14 protein-coding genes are annotated in these 15,470 nt (G+C 56.1%); 7 read left to right on the top strand and 7 right to left on the bottom strand.

Annotated features, from left to right (window positions below; all coding sequences use genetic code 11):
- The first annotated feature begins 64 nt into the window (after positions 1 to 64).
- Complete coding sequence (locus tag IQ22_RS04315; protein WP_145138562.1) at positions 65 to 1,387, top strand: Nramp family divalent metal transporter; 1,323 nt, start codon at positions 65 to 67, stop codon at positions 1,385 to 1,387.
- A 31-nt stretch (positions 1,388 to 1,418) separates the two neighbouring features.
- Positions 1,419 to 1,685 carry a PilZ domain-containing protein gene (locus IQ22_RS04310; protein ID WP_145138560.1) on the top strand — a complete coding sequence of 89 codons (267 nt, stop codon included), beginning with the start codon at positions 1,419 to 1,421 and terminating at the stop codon, positions 1,683 to 1,685.
- Here IQ22_RS04310 and IQ22_RS04305 read toward each other — a convergent pair.
- From IQ22_RS04305 to def, 4 genes are all read right to left on the bottom strand, one after another.
- A complete protein-coding gene (locus IQ22_RS04305) occupies positions 1,682 to 2,005 on the bottom strand; it encodes a tetratricopeptide repeat protein (RefSeq protein WP_145138556.1) in 324 nt (107 codons plus the stop codon). The genes IQ22_RS04310 and IQ22_RS04305 overlap by 4 nt on opposite strands.
- A gap of 14 nt (positions 2,006 to 2,019) precedes the next feature.
- On the bottom strand, positions 2,020 to 3,327 hold the full coding sequence (rsmB, locus tag IQ22_RS04300) for a 16S rRNA (cytosine(967)-C(5))-methyltransferase RsmB (protein ID WP_145138553.1): 1,308 nt from the start codon (positions 3,325 to 3,327) through the stop codon (positions 2,020 to 2,022).
- Positions 3,324 to 4,268, bottom strand: coding sequence for a methionyl-tRNA formyltransferase (fmt, locus tag IQ22_RS04295; protein WP_145138549.1), 945 nt, complete (start codon positions 4,266 to 4,268; stop codon positions 3,324 to 3,326). Before fmt ends, rsmB begins: the two co-directional genes overlap by 4 nt.
- Before the next feature lie 140 nt (positions 4,269 to 4,408).
- Positions 4,409 to 4,921: a peptide deformylase gene (def, locus tag IQ22_RS04290; RefSeq protein ID WP_145138546.1), complete on the bottom strand. Its 513-nt coding sequence runs from the start codon at positions 4,919 to 4,921 to the stop codon at positions 4,409 to 4,411.
- A 135-nt stretch (positions 4,922 to 5,056) separates the two neighbouring features.
- Here def and IQ22_RS04285 point away from each other — a divergent pair, with 135 nt between their 5' ends.
- The 3 genes from IQ22_RS04285 (at position 5,057) to tsaC (ending at position 7,849) form a co-directional block, all read left to right on the top strand.
- Positions 5,057 to 6,082 carry a LysM peptidoglycan-binding domain-containing protein gene (locus IQ22_RS04285; RefSeq protein WP_145138543.1) on the top strand — a complete coding sequence of 342 codons (1,026 nt, stop codon included), beginning with the start codon at positions 5,057 to 5,059 and terminating at the stop codon, positions 6,080 to 6,082.
- A gap of 67 nt (positions 6,083 to 6,149) precedes the next feature.
- The gene (gene dprA, locus IQ22_RS04280) at positions 6,150 to 7,247 is read left to right on the top strand and encodes a DNA-processing protein DprA (RefSeq protein WP_145138540.1); all 1,098 of its coding nucleotides are present in this window, start codon (positions 6,150 to 6,152) and stop codon (positions 7,245 to 7,247) included.
- Between the two features lie 47 nt (positions 7,248 to 7,294).
- Positions 7,295 to 7,849, top strand: coding sequence for an L-threonylcarbamoyladenylate synthase type 1 TsaC (gene tsaC / locus IQ22_RS04275; RefSeq protein WP_145138537.1), 555 nt, complete (start codon positions 7,295 to 7,297; stop codon positions 7,847 to 7,849).
- A gap of 20 nt (positions 7,850 to 7,869) precedes the next feature.
- Here tsaC and IQ22_RS04270 read toward each other — a convergent pair whose 3' ends face one another.
- On the bottom strand, positions 7,870 to 11,517 hold the full coding sequence (locus IQ22_RS04270; RefSeq protein ID WP_145138534.1) for a PAS domain S-box protein: 3,648 nt from the start codon (positions 11,515 to 11,517) through the stop codon (positions 7,870 to 7,872).
- Positions 11,518 to 11,586: 69 nt separating this feature from the next.
- Positions 11,587 to 12,567, bottom strand: coding sequence for an NADPH:quinone reductase (locus tag IQ22_RS04265; protein ID WP_145138531.1), 981 nt, complete (start codon positions 12,565 to 12,567; stop codon positions 11,587 to 11,589).
- A gap of 129 nt (positions 12,568 to 12,696) precedes the next feature.
- On the opposite strand from IQ22_RS04265, the gene hemF reads away from it, so the two are divergent.
- Complete coding sequence (gene hemF, locus IQ22_RS04260; RefSeq protein ID WP_145138528.1) at positions 12,697 to 13,611, top strand: oxygen-dependent coproporphyrinogen oxidase; 915 nt, start codon at positions 12,697 to 12,699, stop codon at positions 13,609 to 13,611.
- Between the two features lie 38 nt (positions 13,612 to 13,649).
- Positions 13,650 to 14,474, top strand: coding sequence for a shikimate dehydrogenase (gene aroE, locus IQ22_RS04255; RefSeq protein ID WP_145138525.1), 825 nt, complete (start codon positions 13,650 to 13,652; stop codon positions 14,472 to 14,474).
- Here the strand turns inward: aroE and IQ22_RS04250 are convergent.
- Positions 14,449 to 14,718, bottom strand: coding sequence for a hypothetical protein (locus IQ22_RS04250; protein WP_145138524.1), 270 nt, complete (start codon positions 14,716 to 14,718; stop codon positions 14,449 to 14,451). The genes aroE and IQ22_RS04250 overlap by 26 nt on opposite strands.
- Positions 14,719 to 15,470 lie beyond the last annotated feature (752 nt).

Below are 15,470 nucleotides of genomic sequence, written 5' to 3'. Positions count from 1 at the left end.
AAGAGCATCAGCTGCTCATTATTCCTCTCATGCAGGCCCTCGTACGACTGATCGGAATGTGCATTTGAAATTCTCTCTTCCTAAAATCGCTACGGCACCTTTTTGTCCTTCCGAGGTAAACGGCTCCGTTCTGGTCGATCCCGGAGCGCCTTTCTGGCGCAGGGTCTTGCAATTTTCAGGGCCTGGTCTGCTGGTCTCTATTGGTTATATGGACCCAGGCAACTGGGCGACAGCAATCGAGGCGGGCTCCCGGTTCGGGTACAGCCTGCTGTTTGTGGTGCTGCTGGCCAGCCTGTCCGGTATGGTCATTCAGTGTTTGTGCTCGCGGTTGGGATTGGCGACAGGCAAGGATTTGGCGCAGCTTTCCCGCGAGCGCTACAGCCCACGAATAGCGAAGACTCATTGGCTTTTGGCGCAAATCTCAATCATTGCCACTGACTTGGCTGAGGTGCTGGGCTGCGCCCTGGCGTTTCACTTGCTGCTTGGTTGTTCATTGACGACAGGGATCGCCCTGACAGCTTTTGACACGCTCCTTATCCTCGGTTTGCAGAGCAAAGGCTTTCGGCGTCTAGAAGCTATTATGTTGGGGCTGGCAGCAACTATTGGTGTGTGTTTTTTTATTGAATTGGCACTGGTTAAACCCTTCTGGCCGGATGTGGCGAAAGGGTTTGTGCCTTCTTGGGAGGCCATCAGTCATCAGGACCCGCTGTACCTGGCTATCGGTATCCTGGGGGCTACGGTCATGCCGCACAATCTTTACCTGCACACCTCGATCGTGCAGACACGGCTGGTGGCTCAAGATCAGGCCAGCCGTCGGGAGGCAATCCGGCTAGCGCGGTTCGACACAATCGGTTCGCTGGCGCTGGCCTTGTTGATCAATGCAGCCATCCTGATCCTGGCCGCATCGGCTTTTTACCGCACCGGGCATACAGATGTGGTGGAAATTCAGGATGCCTACCATTTGCTTGACCCGCTTGTGGGCGGTGCATTGGCCAGTATTCTATTCGGCGTAGCGCTGTTAGCCTCCGGCCAGAGTTCGACATTTACCGGAACGATTGCCGGGCAGGTTATTCTCGAAGGTTATTTGCAGCTCAAGATCCCCTGCTGGCAGCAACGACTGATCACACGTGCGTTGGCTCTGATTCCTGCTTTTGTGGGGGTCTGGTGGTTAGGAGACGGTTCGGTCGGACGCTTGCTGGTGCTGAGTCAGGTAGTCCTGAGTCTGCAACTGCCGTTCGCTCTGTATCCCTTGATTCGCATGACCAGCGATGCTCGCCTCATGGGGGTGTTCGTTAACCGCTACTACACCACGCTTTTGGCCTGGTTTTTATTTAGTGTAATCAGCCTGGCCAACCTGTGGTTGTTGTCAAACTGGCTGTTCGATTGATAACAGGAACCGCAGACTCAAGGAGAGCACGATGGGTATCAACCAACGCCGGCATCCCCGGGTCTCGATGAAATGCCGCCTGCGCATCACTCATCCAACATTGGGAGAACTGATTGTCCAGACCCGCGACCTGTCGGATGGCGGCGTGTATGCCCAGCATCCCACGTTGACGGAATGGCCGATAGGCATACAGGTGCAGGGCCAAGTATTGGACCTGCCAATTGAGGCGCCTGTTGTGAATATGGAGCTGATGCGCGTCGATGCGTTAGGCGCCGGATTTCGTTTCTTGCGCAGTTAGGCCTTGGGTTCGGTGTTGCGTTCGAGGCGCTTTAGAAAGACGGTCATTTCCTTTTCCGCCTGTTTGTCGCCCTTGGTTCGGGCGGCCTCTAGGCCGTGCTGCCAGGCCTTACGGGCGCCGTCTTGGTCGCCCTGCTGTTCCAGCGCTTTGCCGAGCAGTTTCCAGGCTGCGGAATAACCAGCGTCCTGCTCAACGCACCGTTGTAAATGCTGCGCGGCTTGAGCGGCATCGCCAGCGTCCAGATAACCCTTGCCCAGCCCGAAACGCAGCATGGCGTTATCCATACCTTTAGCAAGCATTTTTTCCAGCGATTCAAGCATGAGCGGGCTCCCGATTACTTGGCGATTTTGATCAGCTTGGCGTAGTAAAAGCCATCGTGACCGTTCTCTTGTGGCAACAACTGGCGGCCATGAGGCTGTTTGATACCCCAGGGCGCAGGAATATCGAGTTCACGAGCGCCTGGGGTGCGGGCCAGAAATGCACCAATGTTCTCGGTGTTTTCCTGCGGCATGACAGAGCACGTGGCGTACAACAGAATCCCCCCTACCTCCAGCGTAGGCCAGAGCGCATCGAGCAGTTCGGCTTGTAGTTGAGCCAGGGCTACAATGTCTTCCGGCGTACGGGTCAGCTTGATATCGGGATGCCGTCGAATCACACCGGTGGCCGAGCACGGCGCGTCGAGCAGGATGCGCTGGAATGGTTTACCATCCCACCACTGATCTACAGCTCGGCCATCTGCTGCGATCAGGCGAGCCGTAAGACCAAGACGTTCGAGGTTTTCCCGAACTCGCGCTAGGCGTGTTTCTTCTGCATCGATGGCGACAAGTTCGTTAAGCCCAGGCTCTCGCTCAAGAATATGACACGTCTTCCCGCCTGGCGCACAACAGGCATCCAGCACACGTTGGCCTGCGGCGTGCTCCAACAGCAGCGCCGAAAGTTGTGCGGCTTCATCTTGTACGCTAACGCGTCCTTCCATGAATCCTGGCAAGGTTTTCACGTCTTGTGCCGTCAGCAGGCGGATACCGTCTTCGCTGTAGTCACAGGGTAAAGCTTCGATACCAGCCGCTTGTAGTTCGGCCAAGTAGTCATCGCGTGTTCCATGGCGGCGATTGACGCGAAGCATGAGCGGCGGATGCGCATTATTAGCTGTGCAGATCGCCTCCCACTGCTCGGGCCAGCGTGCCTTAAGTTCTTTTTGCAACCAGCGTGGATGTGCCAAACGTGCTGCGGGGTCTTTTTCAAGACCTGCCAGTAGTGCCTCGCCTTCCCGCTGTGCCCGTCGTAGCACGGCATTCAGCAAGCCTTTGGCCCAGGGTTTCTTGAGTTTATCAGCGCAGCCGACCGTTTCGCCCAAGGCAGCATGCGCTGGAATGCGGGTGTAGAAGAGTTGGTACAGGCCTACTAGCAACAGTGCCTCAACATCGCAGTCGGCCGCCTTGAATGGCTTTTGAAGAAGCTTGTCGGCCAACAAGGCCAGGCGAGGTTGCCAACGGGCCGTACCGAACGCCAGCTCCTGAACCAGCCCGCGATCACGCGGATCGACCTTGTCCTGTTGAGTGGGCAGGCTGCTGCCCAGGGAGGCACGACCGGCCAGCACGGCAGCCAAGGCGCGAGCGGCGGCCAGACGAGGATTGAGACTCATATGCCTAGTACCTGACCAGTTGTAAAGCGTTCGCGTCGCGCATTGAAAAGATCGGTAAAGGCCAGTGGCTTTCCGCCAGGAAACTGCAGACGGGTCAACCGAAGCGCACCTTCACCGCATGCCACCACCAGACCGTCGCGGCTAGCCTCAAGGATTTCACCAGGCTTACCTTGGCCTGACGCCAGCTGTGCAGCATGAATCCTCACACTTTCGCCCGCCAGCACGCTGTGGCACAGCGGCCATGGGTTAAAGGCGCGAATGAGCCGCTCGAGCTCAACCGCGGGCCGGCCCCAGTCTAGGCGAGCTTCGTCTTTGTTCAGCTTATGCGCATAGGTTGCCAGGGTATCGTCCTGCACTTCGTCAGGTAGCGTACCGGCTGCAAGTGCTGGCACAGCCTGCACAACAGCCGCCGCGCCCAATTCGGCCAGGCGATCATGCAAGCTACCGCCGGTATCGTCTGCCTGAATCGGTGTACTGACCTTGCTCAACATCGGGCCGGTATCCAGGCCCGCTTCCATACGCATTACCGTCACGCCCGTCTCGGCATCGCCCGCTTCGATCGCTCGCTGAATCGGTGCTGCACCACGCCAGCGCGGCAGCAGGGAGGCATGGCTGTTAATGCAGCCCAGGCGTGGGATATCCAGTACGGTCTGAGGCAGGATCAACCCGTAGGCCACAACAATAAGCAAGTCCGGCTGTAAGGCGGCAAGCTCAGCCTGGGCCTCGGCGTTGCGTAAGGTTTGAGGTTGATAGACTGGAATCCCGTTAGCTATCGCAAGTTGCTTGACCGGGCTCATAGCCAGTTTCTGCCCACGTCCTGCCGGGCGGTCCGGCTGGGTGTAAACGGCTGCAATGGGCTGGCCAGTGTCCAGCAGAGCCTGCAAATGACGGGCGGCAAATTCAGGGGTACCGGCAAACACGATGCGCAACGGTTGGGTCATAGGTCTCTCATCGGATCAGATCAGGTCCGCATTTCATGTCGACACGACACGCTTTTGCGGATTAGCCTTCATAGGATAGAGGGCTTTGAAGCAAGAATGAAAAAGGCCTGCACTGGCAGGCCTTTTTTCCTGGGGCAAGATCAGGCGTTCTGTTGCTGCCGATGCTGTTTTTCCAGTTTCTTCTTAATGCGGTCGCGCTTGAGCGAGGACAGATAATCCACAAACAGCTTGCCGTTGAGATGGTCTACTTCATGCTGGATACATACAGCCAGAAGACCATCGCAAATCATCTCAAAGGGCTCGCCATTGCGGTCCAGGGCATTTACCTTGATTCGCTGTGGGCGCTCTACATTCTCGTAAAAGCCAGGTACAGACAGGCATCCTTCCTGATACTGGCCGAGTTCTTCGGTCAACGGCTCCAGTTTAGGGTTAATGAACACTAACGGCTGAGTCTTGTCCTCACTGATATCGATAACGATCAGCTGTTTGTGAACGTTGACTTGCGTAGCGGCCAATCCTATGCCGGGCGCCTCGTACATGGTTTCGAACATGTCATCGATCACCTGACGAAGGGCATCGTCCACGTTCACAACCGGCTTGGCGACAGTACGCAAGCGAGGATCGGGAAATTCCAGGATATTTAGAAGGGCCATGATGAATAAAGCACTTGTAGAATAAATTCAAAGGGCACTGCTAAGATGCCGCAGCGTTTTAATAGCCCAGAGGGAGTGAATTGGGGCAGTCCCCGGGCATTTTCTCCATACTTACATAGTAAAGGGATTCTTCGGATGAGGAAATCGTTGTTCGCCCTGCTGCTAATGGCGGCCAGCAGTTGGGTACAAGCCGAGGTGCAGCTGCGTCAGGGACATCCAGACAGCTACACGGTAATACAGGGCGACACCCTCTGGGATATCTCCGGCAAGTTTTTGAGTAAGCCCTGGCAATGGCCGGAACTATGGCATGCCAACCCACAGATCGAAAACCCACATCTCATCTATCCAGGCGATAGACTGAGTCTTGTCTACGTTGACGGACAACCACGGCTGACACTGAACCGTGGCGCCTCGCGCGGTACGATCAAGCTTTCGCCTACCATACGCAGCACACCAATTGCTGAGGCGATTCCTACGATTCCACTTGAGGCTATCAACAGTTTTCTGCTGTCGAACCGTGTTATCGACACTGCCGATCAATTCCAGGCGGCTCCCTATGTAGTTGCCGGTAATGCTGAACGCGTAGTCAGTGGTGCAGGTGATCGGGTCTATGCTCGCGGGCGGTTTGCTGAAGACCAGCCGGCTTATAGCCTGTACCGTCAAGGACGAACCTATACAGATCCACAAACTGGCGAATACCTGGGTATCAACGCGGATTACATTGGTAGCGGCGATGTTGTTTCCAGTGAAGGTGACATCACTACGCTAAGCCTGACCCGTTCTAATCAGGAAATTCGGTTAGGCGACCGGCTCTTCCCGACTGAGCAACGCATCGTTAATTCCACCTTTATGCCCAGTGCCCCGGCTAATAAGGTAAACGGCGTTATTCTTGATGTTCCGCGTGGTGTTTCACAGATCGGTCAATTTGATGTGGTGATCTTGAACAAAGGTGCCCGCGACGGTTTAGTCGAAGGTAATGTATTGGCTGTCTATAAGACCGGCGAAACGGTACGTGACCGTATAACAGGCGAAGCTGTGAAGATTCCCGACGAGCGTGCCGGATTGTTAATGGTCTTCAGGACCTACGATAGGCTCAGTTACGGGCTGGTCCTGATGGCAACACGCCAGTTGACGGTCTTGGACAAAGTGCGTAACCCCTAACACTCAGCTAATACTACTTCCGGCGCAGCCCTTATGAAAGGGTGCGCCTTCGATCAAGGATGATCGCATGCCTTTCTGTTCTCCGGCGGAGCTCGAAGCCCGTTTGCGGCTGCATACATTGCCTGATATTGGGCCCCGTCGATTTCACCTCCTGATCCAGGCTTTTGGTTCGGCGTCTGCTGCGTTCAGCGCACCGGCGTCGGCTTGGTCAGCCCTAGGTATTCCTGCAAGTAGTGCGGAGGCACGGCGAACGGCCCAGACACGGGAGCGTGCGGCTCATGCCCTTGCTTGGTTGGACAAGCCTGGCCATCAGGTCGTAAGCTGGGATGACCCTTGTTATCCAGCTTTGCTGGCGGAAACCAAGGGAGCGCCGCCGTTGCTTTATGTAGAAGGCAATCTGGATAACCTGGAGCGGCCTCAATTGGCACTGGTAGGCAGTCGGCAGGCCAGTACTGCCGGCTTGGACAATGCCCATCATTTTGCCCGTAGCTTGGCCGCGGCAGGCTTTTGCATAACCAGTGGGCTTGCGCTGGGTGTAGATGGTGCCGCCCATCACGGAGCACTTGAGGCCTGTGGTTCTACCATTGCGGTGCTAGGTACCGGACTGGAACAACTTTATCCGCGTCGTCATCTCAGTCTGGCCAAGCGTATCGTGGAGAATGACGGAACGCTGGTTTCCGAACTCCCTCTCGACGCAGCGCCCAATGCGGCCAACTTCCCTCGTCGAAACCGGATTATCAGCGGTCTTTCGCTAGGAGTCCTGGTTATTGAGGCTAGCCCTTCCAGCGGATCGCTGATTACCGCACGTCTGGCAGCTGAACAAGGGCGTGAGGTTTTCGCCATTCCCGGCTCTATTCATCATCCCGGCGCTCGTGGTTGTCATCAACTGATTCGAGACGGGGCAACGCTTGTCGAATCTATCGAGCATATACTAGAAGCGCTACGAGGCTGGCAGATGCCCGTGACAAACGCTTCTTCTAGCGTAGATGTTCCACGTGAAACTCATCCTCTACTCTTATTGTTACAAGCAGAGCCTTGTAGTAGTGAAAGATTAGCGGCCACAAGTGGAATGGATATTGCCGAGTTGCTGGCAATGTTGACGGATCTGGAGCTTGACGGCCGTGTCGCACGTGAACATGGCGTATGGGTGTATCGCGCACCTTGAGTCTGTCTCGGTTACACTCGAGTTTTTCTACGAACCTGGAGGAACAGATGCTCAGCAGCTGGCGCGTTCAACACGTCGCTCAAGTGATACGTCAGGGCGGCGTGATTGCTTACCCTACCGAAGCGGTTTGGGGGTTGGGTTGTGATCCGTGGGATGCTGCTGCCGTGCACCGCTTGGTAAGACTCAAGCAGCGACCTCTGGAAAAGGGGCTCATCCTGATCGCCGATAATATCAGGCAGTTCGATTTCCTTATCCATGACTTGCCCCGCCCTTGGCTGGATAAGCTGTCAAGCACCTGGCCAGGACCCAATACATGGCTGGTTCCGCACCAGAACCGTTTACCCGGCTGGATTACCGGAGCGCATAGCACTGTAGCGGTAAGGGTGTCGGAGCATCCTCTGGTACGGGAGCTCTGCTCGTTGACCGGCCCTATCGTTTCGACCTCGGCCAACCCCTCCGGCCGGCCGGCGGCCCGCTCGCGATTACGTGTAGAGCAGTATTTTTCAAATCAGCTGGATGCTGTGCTAGGAGGCGCCCTGGGCGGACGTAGGAGCCCCAGCGTCATTCGTGACCTAGAGACGGATCAGGTTTTCCGCCCCTGATCCTTCCTAAGGCCGCTCTGTTAGAGGGAATGGCTGTCCAGCAGAGTTCTGACCTGAGTGGCCAGCTCTTCGATCAGGAATGGCTTGCCTATTATGGCTGCTCCCTGCTTCATAACTCCTTGGCCCTGGACGGCTTCTCCGGTATAGCCCGTCATGAACAATACCTTTAGATCAGGTAATGTCATGCGGGCCCGTTCGGCCAGCTGAACACCGCTCATGCCGGGTAGACCTACGTCAGTAATGAGCAGGTCGACCGGCTGCGCCAGCTCAAGCTTGGCAAGCGCCGACTGGGCATTATGGGCTTCGCTGGCCTGATAACCCAGCTCATCCAGTACTTCTACGACCAGCAGGCGTACGGCTGGATCGTCACCCACAACCAGAATCGATTCGCCCTTGCCTGCTGGCGTGGTTGTCTCCTCGGGAAGGGTTTCCGGGATATCGGGTCCTTGAGCCCGAGGTAAGTACAGGGTAACAGTAGTGCCTTGACCCTCTGCGCTCTGCAGGGTGACATGACCGCCAGACTGTTTGAGGAAACCATAGATCATTGATAGGCCTAAACCGGTGCCCTGCCCGATCGGCTTGGTCGTATAGAACGGGTCGAACGCTTTAGCCAGGACCTCCGGGCTCATGCCTGTGCCGCTGTCACGTACTGCAAGCGTGACATAGTGGCCCGGTGGGAGATCCTCAAGTGAATGTTCGGCGTTCTGGATGAAATTTCCGGTTTTGAGCAGCAGCATGCCGCCTTGAGGCATAGCATCACGGGCGTTGATAACCAGGTTCAGTAGAGCATTTTCCAGCTGATTGGTATCAGACAAGGCATGCCAAAGGCCTGGTTGCAAGTGAGTCAGAATTTCAATGTGCTCACCCAGCGTTCGGCGAATCAGTTCTTCAAGGGATAGCACTAGTTCGTTCAGATCTACTGGCTGGGGGTCTAACGTCTGTCGTCGAGCAAAAGCCAGCAGACGTTGGGTCAGTGTCGCTGCCCGGTGGGCGGATATCCCGGCGGCTTCCATATACCGTTCCAAGTCCTGATATTGACTGTTAGCGATCCGCCGCTTCATGATTTCCAGTGAGCCGATAATACCGGTTAGCAGGTTGTTGAAGTCATGGGCAATACCACCGGTAAGTTGGCCGACAGCTTCCATCTTCTGCGACTGGCGCAGTGCTTCCTCGGCTTGCTTCAGCATGACCGTTGACTCACGTTCGGCTGTGACATCACGCCCATAGACATAGACCTGACCATCAGAATCAACCGTGGCTTTCCAATTGATCCAGCACCATTCATTGGCACGAGTCCGGTAACGGCTACTGAGCTCGTTCAATCCTTGGCCAATAGACAGCTGGCGAAAGTACTCGCTTGGGTGCGGGTCATCCGGGTGTTCAAGATAGTTCGGATCGAAAGCCAGCAATTCCGCCGTCGTCCACCCGAGCTGACGCGTCCAGGCTGGATTGAGGCTGCGCCACTGGCCTTGGGCGAATACGCCGAGTAAATCGTCCGATAGCGCCCAGGTTCGGTCCCGTTCAGCCGTACGCTCGGCGACGCGCTGTTCCAGGGTTTCATTCAGCTGACGCAAGCGCTGCTCAGTATGGCGAACATTGGTGATATCGGTATGAACACCGACCCATTCGCAGATGGCCCCCTTTTCAAGTACAGGAATAGCCCGGACTGAAAAAATGCGCCACTCCCCGTTCCGGCAGCGTACGCGCTGCTCGTCGATAAATGTTTTTCTTTCTTTCAAGGCGGTACGCCAGCGACGGAGGCTCCGTACCGCATCGTCCGGATGCAGGACATGAGTCCAACCGGTTCCCTGGTATTCCTCATAACGCTGACCAGTCAGCGCGCTCCAGGCTGGCTGCTCCCCGTCCATCCGGCCTTTGGTGTTGGCTGTCCAGAGAACGCCCTGGACGGCATCTACCGCCGCGCGGAAGCGCTGGTTGGATAAGTGCAGGGAAGCTTCGGTCCGCTTGCGCTCGTCAATGTCGACGACCACGGAACTGATATGCTGCGCCTCGCCGTCGGGGCCACGGACCAGTGAAACATGGACACTGGCCCACCGCTCACTGCCGTCTGGCCGCACGTAGCGTTTGTCGGTCAGAAACGGTTCGCCTGAGGTAACGAGTTGTTGCATCAAGGCTGAACTGGCATCCCTGTCATCCGGGTGGGTCAAGCTGATGACATGCTGGCCGAGCAATTCGTCTTCGCTCCGACCCATGAACGTGCAGTACCGCTGGTTGACCATTACGATATGGCCGTTCAGGTCGAACTGGCAGATACCGACAGCTGCCTGATTGATCAGCGCTGCAAGCTGATTACTTTGGTCACGCAAGGCGGACTCTTGGCGCAGACGCTCTCCGATATCAGCTACGACAGTGACAGCCGCTACAATCTCGCCCTGGGCATTACGAACCGGTGAGCTGGATACTTCCAGGGATAGCTGCTCTTTGTCGTCACGGCGATAGCGCATCAATTCACGGGTAATGGTCTGGCCTGTGCGTAACGCGCGTACGGTAGGATACTCTTCGACGGTATAGGCGCTTCCATCCGCATGAACGGCACCCAGCCGCTGGTAGCGACTGAGGTCTTCTCTAGTAAGGCTGAGCGTTAACAGATCCTGCAGGTGCCGATTGATCATCAACGTCTGGCCGGTATCTGCTTCAATGATAGAAATCCCCAGCGGCGCCTGCTCTAGTACGCTGGAGAGCAGTTCTCGTTCGAATTCACCGCGGACTTCACTCTCATGCAGCTGTTCAAGCGTATGAGCGTTTTCGATGGCAGCCGAGGCGAACTGGGCCAGTTGGACCACAATGGCTTCGTCTGCCTCGTCGAACTCCCCCTCGTATTTGTCCGAGAGCTGAATCACACCCAGGTTTTCACCCTGCTTGCCAATAAGCGGCACCGCTAGCCAGCCGCGCATGGCTGAATGCCGGTCCGCATAGTTACCGAACCCCTGCCAGCGTGGGTGTGCTTGCAGCTCCGCTTGTGTAAGGCGCATGGGCTGGTTGGTTTCGCAGACATAGGCATAGATGCCTTTACCGTCCGGAATGGCAATAAGATGGCGCCAAGCTGCGTATTTGTCTGACAGCGAAACGCTTGTAATCGACTGCGACCAATGCTCACCTCGGGTCATGCTGACCACGGACTGATGTGCGCCAACGATATGACGGGCGGCTTCGGTAATGGCGTCCACCGTAGCCTTGAGGTTAGGGGCTGATGTAATGACCCGGGCCGCCTCTGCCAAGGCCTTGAGTTGAGTCACGCGGCGCGTCAAGCCGGTGGTCAGCTGCTCGCGATCGCGCTCCAACTTAAGAGAAGCGGTTCGGTCCCGCAGGATTTTGAGAAAGCCGATTATCGCGTTGTTCTGCCTGAGCGGAAGCATGCGCCCGCTAGCCCAGAACTGTGTGCCATCTTGCCGCTGGTGCCAACGCTCGGCATTGATACGGCCTTGCTGCAGCGCATCGCGCATTTCCTGGTAAGGCACGCCTTGAGCGCGCTCTTCTTCAGTAAATAACAGCGCAACAGGCTGACCCAACGCTTCCGCCTCGGTCCAGCCGAACAAAGCCTGGGCACCTGCATTCCAGCTGGTTAGTACGCCATCCAGATCCAGAGTGACGATAGCAAGATCCGTGGCGCTGTCGAGGATCGCGGCAAGAAGGGCTTGGTTTAACATACGATCGGCGATCACTCCTGATCAATATAAGCAGCGGAGCAAAAACCGGTTTGCTCCGCTAGGTCTGGATTATTCCAGCGTCAAAAGAGTAGAGCCGGTCGTTTCTCGCGCTGCGAGTGCGCGTTGTGCCTCGGCGGCTTGGGCCAGAGGATAACGCTGACTGACATCCACCGTGAGAGAACCGTCCATGATCAAACCAAATAACTCATCTGCCATCATCTGTAGACGTTCCGGCGTATCGGCATACCCGCCCAAGGATGGACGTGTGACAAACAGCGAGCCTTTCTGGTTCAGGATCCCAATATTGACGCCGGTCACAGCTCCAGAAGCATTGCCAAAACTGACCATCAGGCCTCGCGGCGCGATACAGTCGAGTGACATTTCCCAGGTATCCTTGCCTACGCCATCGTAGACTACCGGACATTTCCTGCCGTCTGTAAGCGCCAGTACGCGTTCAGGAACATTTTCCTCGCGATAGTTGATTACTTCCCAGGCTCCCATACGACGTGCGTGTTCGGCTTTTTCAGCCGAGCTCACCGTGCCGATCAGCCGTGCGCCCAAAACCTTGGCCCATTGGCAGGCAAGCGAGCCGACACCGCCCGCTGCAGCATGAAACAGGATCGTATCGCCTGGCTGAACCCGATAGGTCTGACGCAGCAGATACTGTACGGTCAGGCCTTTGAGCATAACGGCGGCAGCTTGTTCCATACTGATGGCATCGGGCAAGTGCACCAGGTTGCGCTCGGGTAAAACATGGAATTCACCATAGGCGCCCAGCGGGCCCGTGGCATAAGCGACCCGATCCCCCACCTTGAAGCGGGTCACGTTGCCGCCTACGGCATCGATCACGCCTGCCCCTTCGCTACCCAGACCGGATGGTAATGTCGGAATGGGATACAGACCGCTGCGATAATAGGTGTCGATGAAATTGAGCCCGATGGCTTGGTTGCGGACGCGTACCTCGTTCGGACCTGGATCCGCCGGGGTGAAATCGACATATTCGAGCACTTCAGGACCGCCGGTGCGGCTGAACTGGATACGCTTGGCCATGGGGCTTCCTTATTGGTAAGTGAGGAGATCTAATCCAATCCTGTGAGCAGCCGGACGTCAACCGTTAACGGTTGGCACAATGTTATGATTCGACCCATTTCTTATTCATGCTTCAGCTAGGTAATTACCGTGAATGACCGCATCGAGGCCGTAAAGGCCTATCTGCTCGATCTCCAGGACCGTATTTGCCAGGAGCTGGAGGCAGAAGATGGCCAAGCCCGTTTCGTTGAGGATGTCTGGACACGCCCTACTGGCGGAGGCGGTCGTACCCGGGTTATCAGCGAAGGTGCGCTGATCGAGAAAGGCGGCGTGAATTTTTCCCATGTCCACGGCGATAGCATGCCCCCGTCCGCCAGCGCTCATCGGCCCGAATTGGCTGGTCGCAGTTTCGAGGCCATGGGCGTCTCGCTGGTTATCCATCCGGAAAACCCCCATGTGCCGACCTCCCATGCGAATGTCCGCTTTTTCATAGCTGAAAAGGATGGAGAAGAGCCGGTCTGGTGGTTTGGCGGTGGACTGGATCTAACGCCGTATTATGGCCACGAAGAAGATTGCATTCACTGGCACCGGGTAGCACGGGATGCGTGTGCGCCTTTCGGTGAGGACATATACCCGCGCTACAAGGCCTGGTGCGATCGTTATTTCCAGCTCAAGCACCGTAATGAGCCACGCGGTATCGGCGGGTTGTTTTTTGATGACCTAAACGAATGGGATTTCGAAACCAGCTTCGCCTTCCTGCGGGCTATTGGCGATGCTTATCTGAACGCCTATCTACCTATCGTGCAGCGTCGTCGCCATACACCGTTTACCGAGGCGCAGCGAGAGTTTCAGGCCTACCGCCGAGGCCGTTATGTGGAATTCAATCTGGTATACGACCGAGGTACGCTGTTTGGCCTTCAGTCCGGCGGCCGTACCGAGTCTATTCTGATGTCCCTGCCGCCACTGGTACGCTGGGGATACGAATGGAAGCCTGAGCCAGGCAGCGAAGAAGCCCGTTTGACCGAGTACTTCCTCACTGACCGAGACTGGCTGGCTGACGCCTGACCTGCCCTCCCCCTATCGAGACCTGTCGCAGGAATTCTATGGACCGCTACGCCGTGATCGGCAACCCTGTTGCCCATAGCAAGTCACCCTTTATCCAGAGTCGCTTCGCCGAGCAGACGGAGCAGTCGATGCGTTATGACACCTGCCTGGCACCCTTGGGCGAGTTTGAGCGTAGCGCTCGCGACTTCTTTCGCGAAGCAGCCGGGGCCAATGTCACTGTGCCCTTTAAAGAGGATGCCTTCCGGCTTGCTGATCAACTGACGGAACGCGCCCGCCGGGCCGGTGCAGTCAATACGTTAAAGAAACTCGACGACGGCTTACTTCTGGGAGACAACACCGATGGCGCTGGGCTGGTTCGTGACCTGACTGTCAACGCTGGCTTGTCGCTCACTGATAAGCGCATTCTGATTCTGGGTGCGGGTGGTGCCGTACGCGGTGTGCTGGAGCCGATCCTGGCCGAGCGGCCGGCGGCTCTGGTCATCGCCAACCGCACGGAATTGAAGGCTGTACAACTGGCTCGGGAATTCGCCTCGCTCGGGACTATCGAGGCAGCGGCTTTCAGCCTGCATGCCGAACCGTTCGATCTGATCATCAATGGGACTGCAGCCAGCCTGGCCGGTGAATTGCCTCCGATCTCGGCACAGCTTCTCCGCCCCGGTATTACGGTGACCTACGACATGATGTACGGCAAAGAGCCTACACCCTTCTGCGGTTGGTCCCTGCAACAGGGCGCGGCTCAGGCTTTGGATGGCTTGGGCATGCTGGTCGAGCAGGCAGCGGAATCCTTTTATCTCTGGCGCGGCATCCGTCCCGACAGTGCTCCGGTACTAGCCGCGCTCAGGCAACTCCTGGCTGCGGTCTGAGTGTTTGGGCTGATGACCGCAGCGGCAATGCTTGGGCAATGTCAAAGGCTATTTCCATAACAAGGAATGGTATCAAGGCATAACTGGCGCCGTGGAGCAGTGCGTAACTCTGCCAAAGAGCAAAAAGCCCACGCGCCAGGGCATCGACCTGGCCATATTGCGGCTGCGGGTTCCACAGGCGCAGCACGGCCCAGACATAGACCGCATCTATAAGATCGCTCTTTGCGAAATGGCCGCGCATCATAAAGGCGCCATGCTAGGAGAGAATTAGGCGGAAGGACTTTCACAGTTAATTGTGGCGAGCTAGACACAGCGAGAAGAAATGCTTCACTTTTTGGCGGAGCCTTTGTTGAAGGAGGTATGAAAACCATTCTGCAACCAAGCCGCTTTGTTATGGGTTAGCCTCTTTTCAGCAATCCTTGAGAAGGTCAATAAAGCGGTTGTACAGGCGCAACGGAGGAGGAACACAGTAAAGTTTCTTAGACCGGAATCGTTGAGGATATCTTATGCACAGTAGTCGCACTATGCTGCTGCGATGGGGCCTGGATTAATTGGAGATTACTAAGCCATATAAGTTATCCACAGTCATCTATGCTTATACATAGTTGTAGATAAAGATTCTTCATATGATGCTCGTTGTTGAAAAATTGCACGTTTAACGGAGTTGTTTTTATCCACAGCATTGAAGGGCTCGGATTTTCTGGATTCTTAGTGAAGTTATGCACAAGTCCTGAAAAGAGTTTTATTCAGCTAAAGGATAAATATGCCAGCGATACTATCCACAGCCCGGCAACGATAATGTTGTGCACAGCTACAGAAGCCTACTTGTGAAAACAATAAGGTGACAATACGGAGTCTTGCACCCCTCTAGGTGGGCGATAAAATTTTGTATTCCAGAACGGCCCAGGCTTAACTGTGGATAGATGCTTATCATCAAGTGTCTTAGAGGCTTTTATCCACTCCGGTTACCTATGCCTACCAGAAGCCGGGCTTTAG

It is taken from the genome of Pseudomonas duriflava, assembly GCF_007830155.1.
Taxonomy (GTDB): Bacteria; Pseudomonadota; Gammaproteobacteria; order Pseudomonadales; family Pseudomonadaceae; genus Chryseomonas; species Chryseomonas duriflava.
The sequence above is the reverse complement of the archived record's forward strand: the minus strand, read 5'-3'. Positions and strand labels throughout refer to the sequence as shown.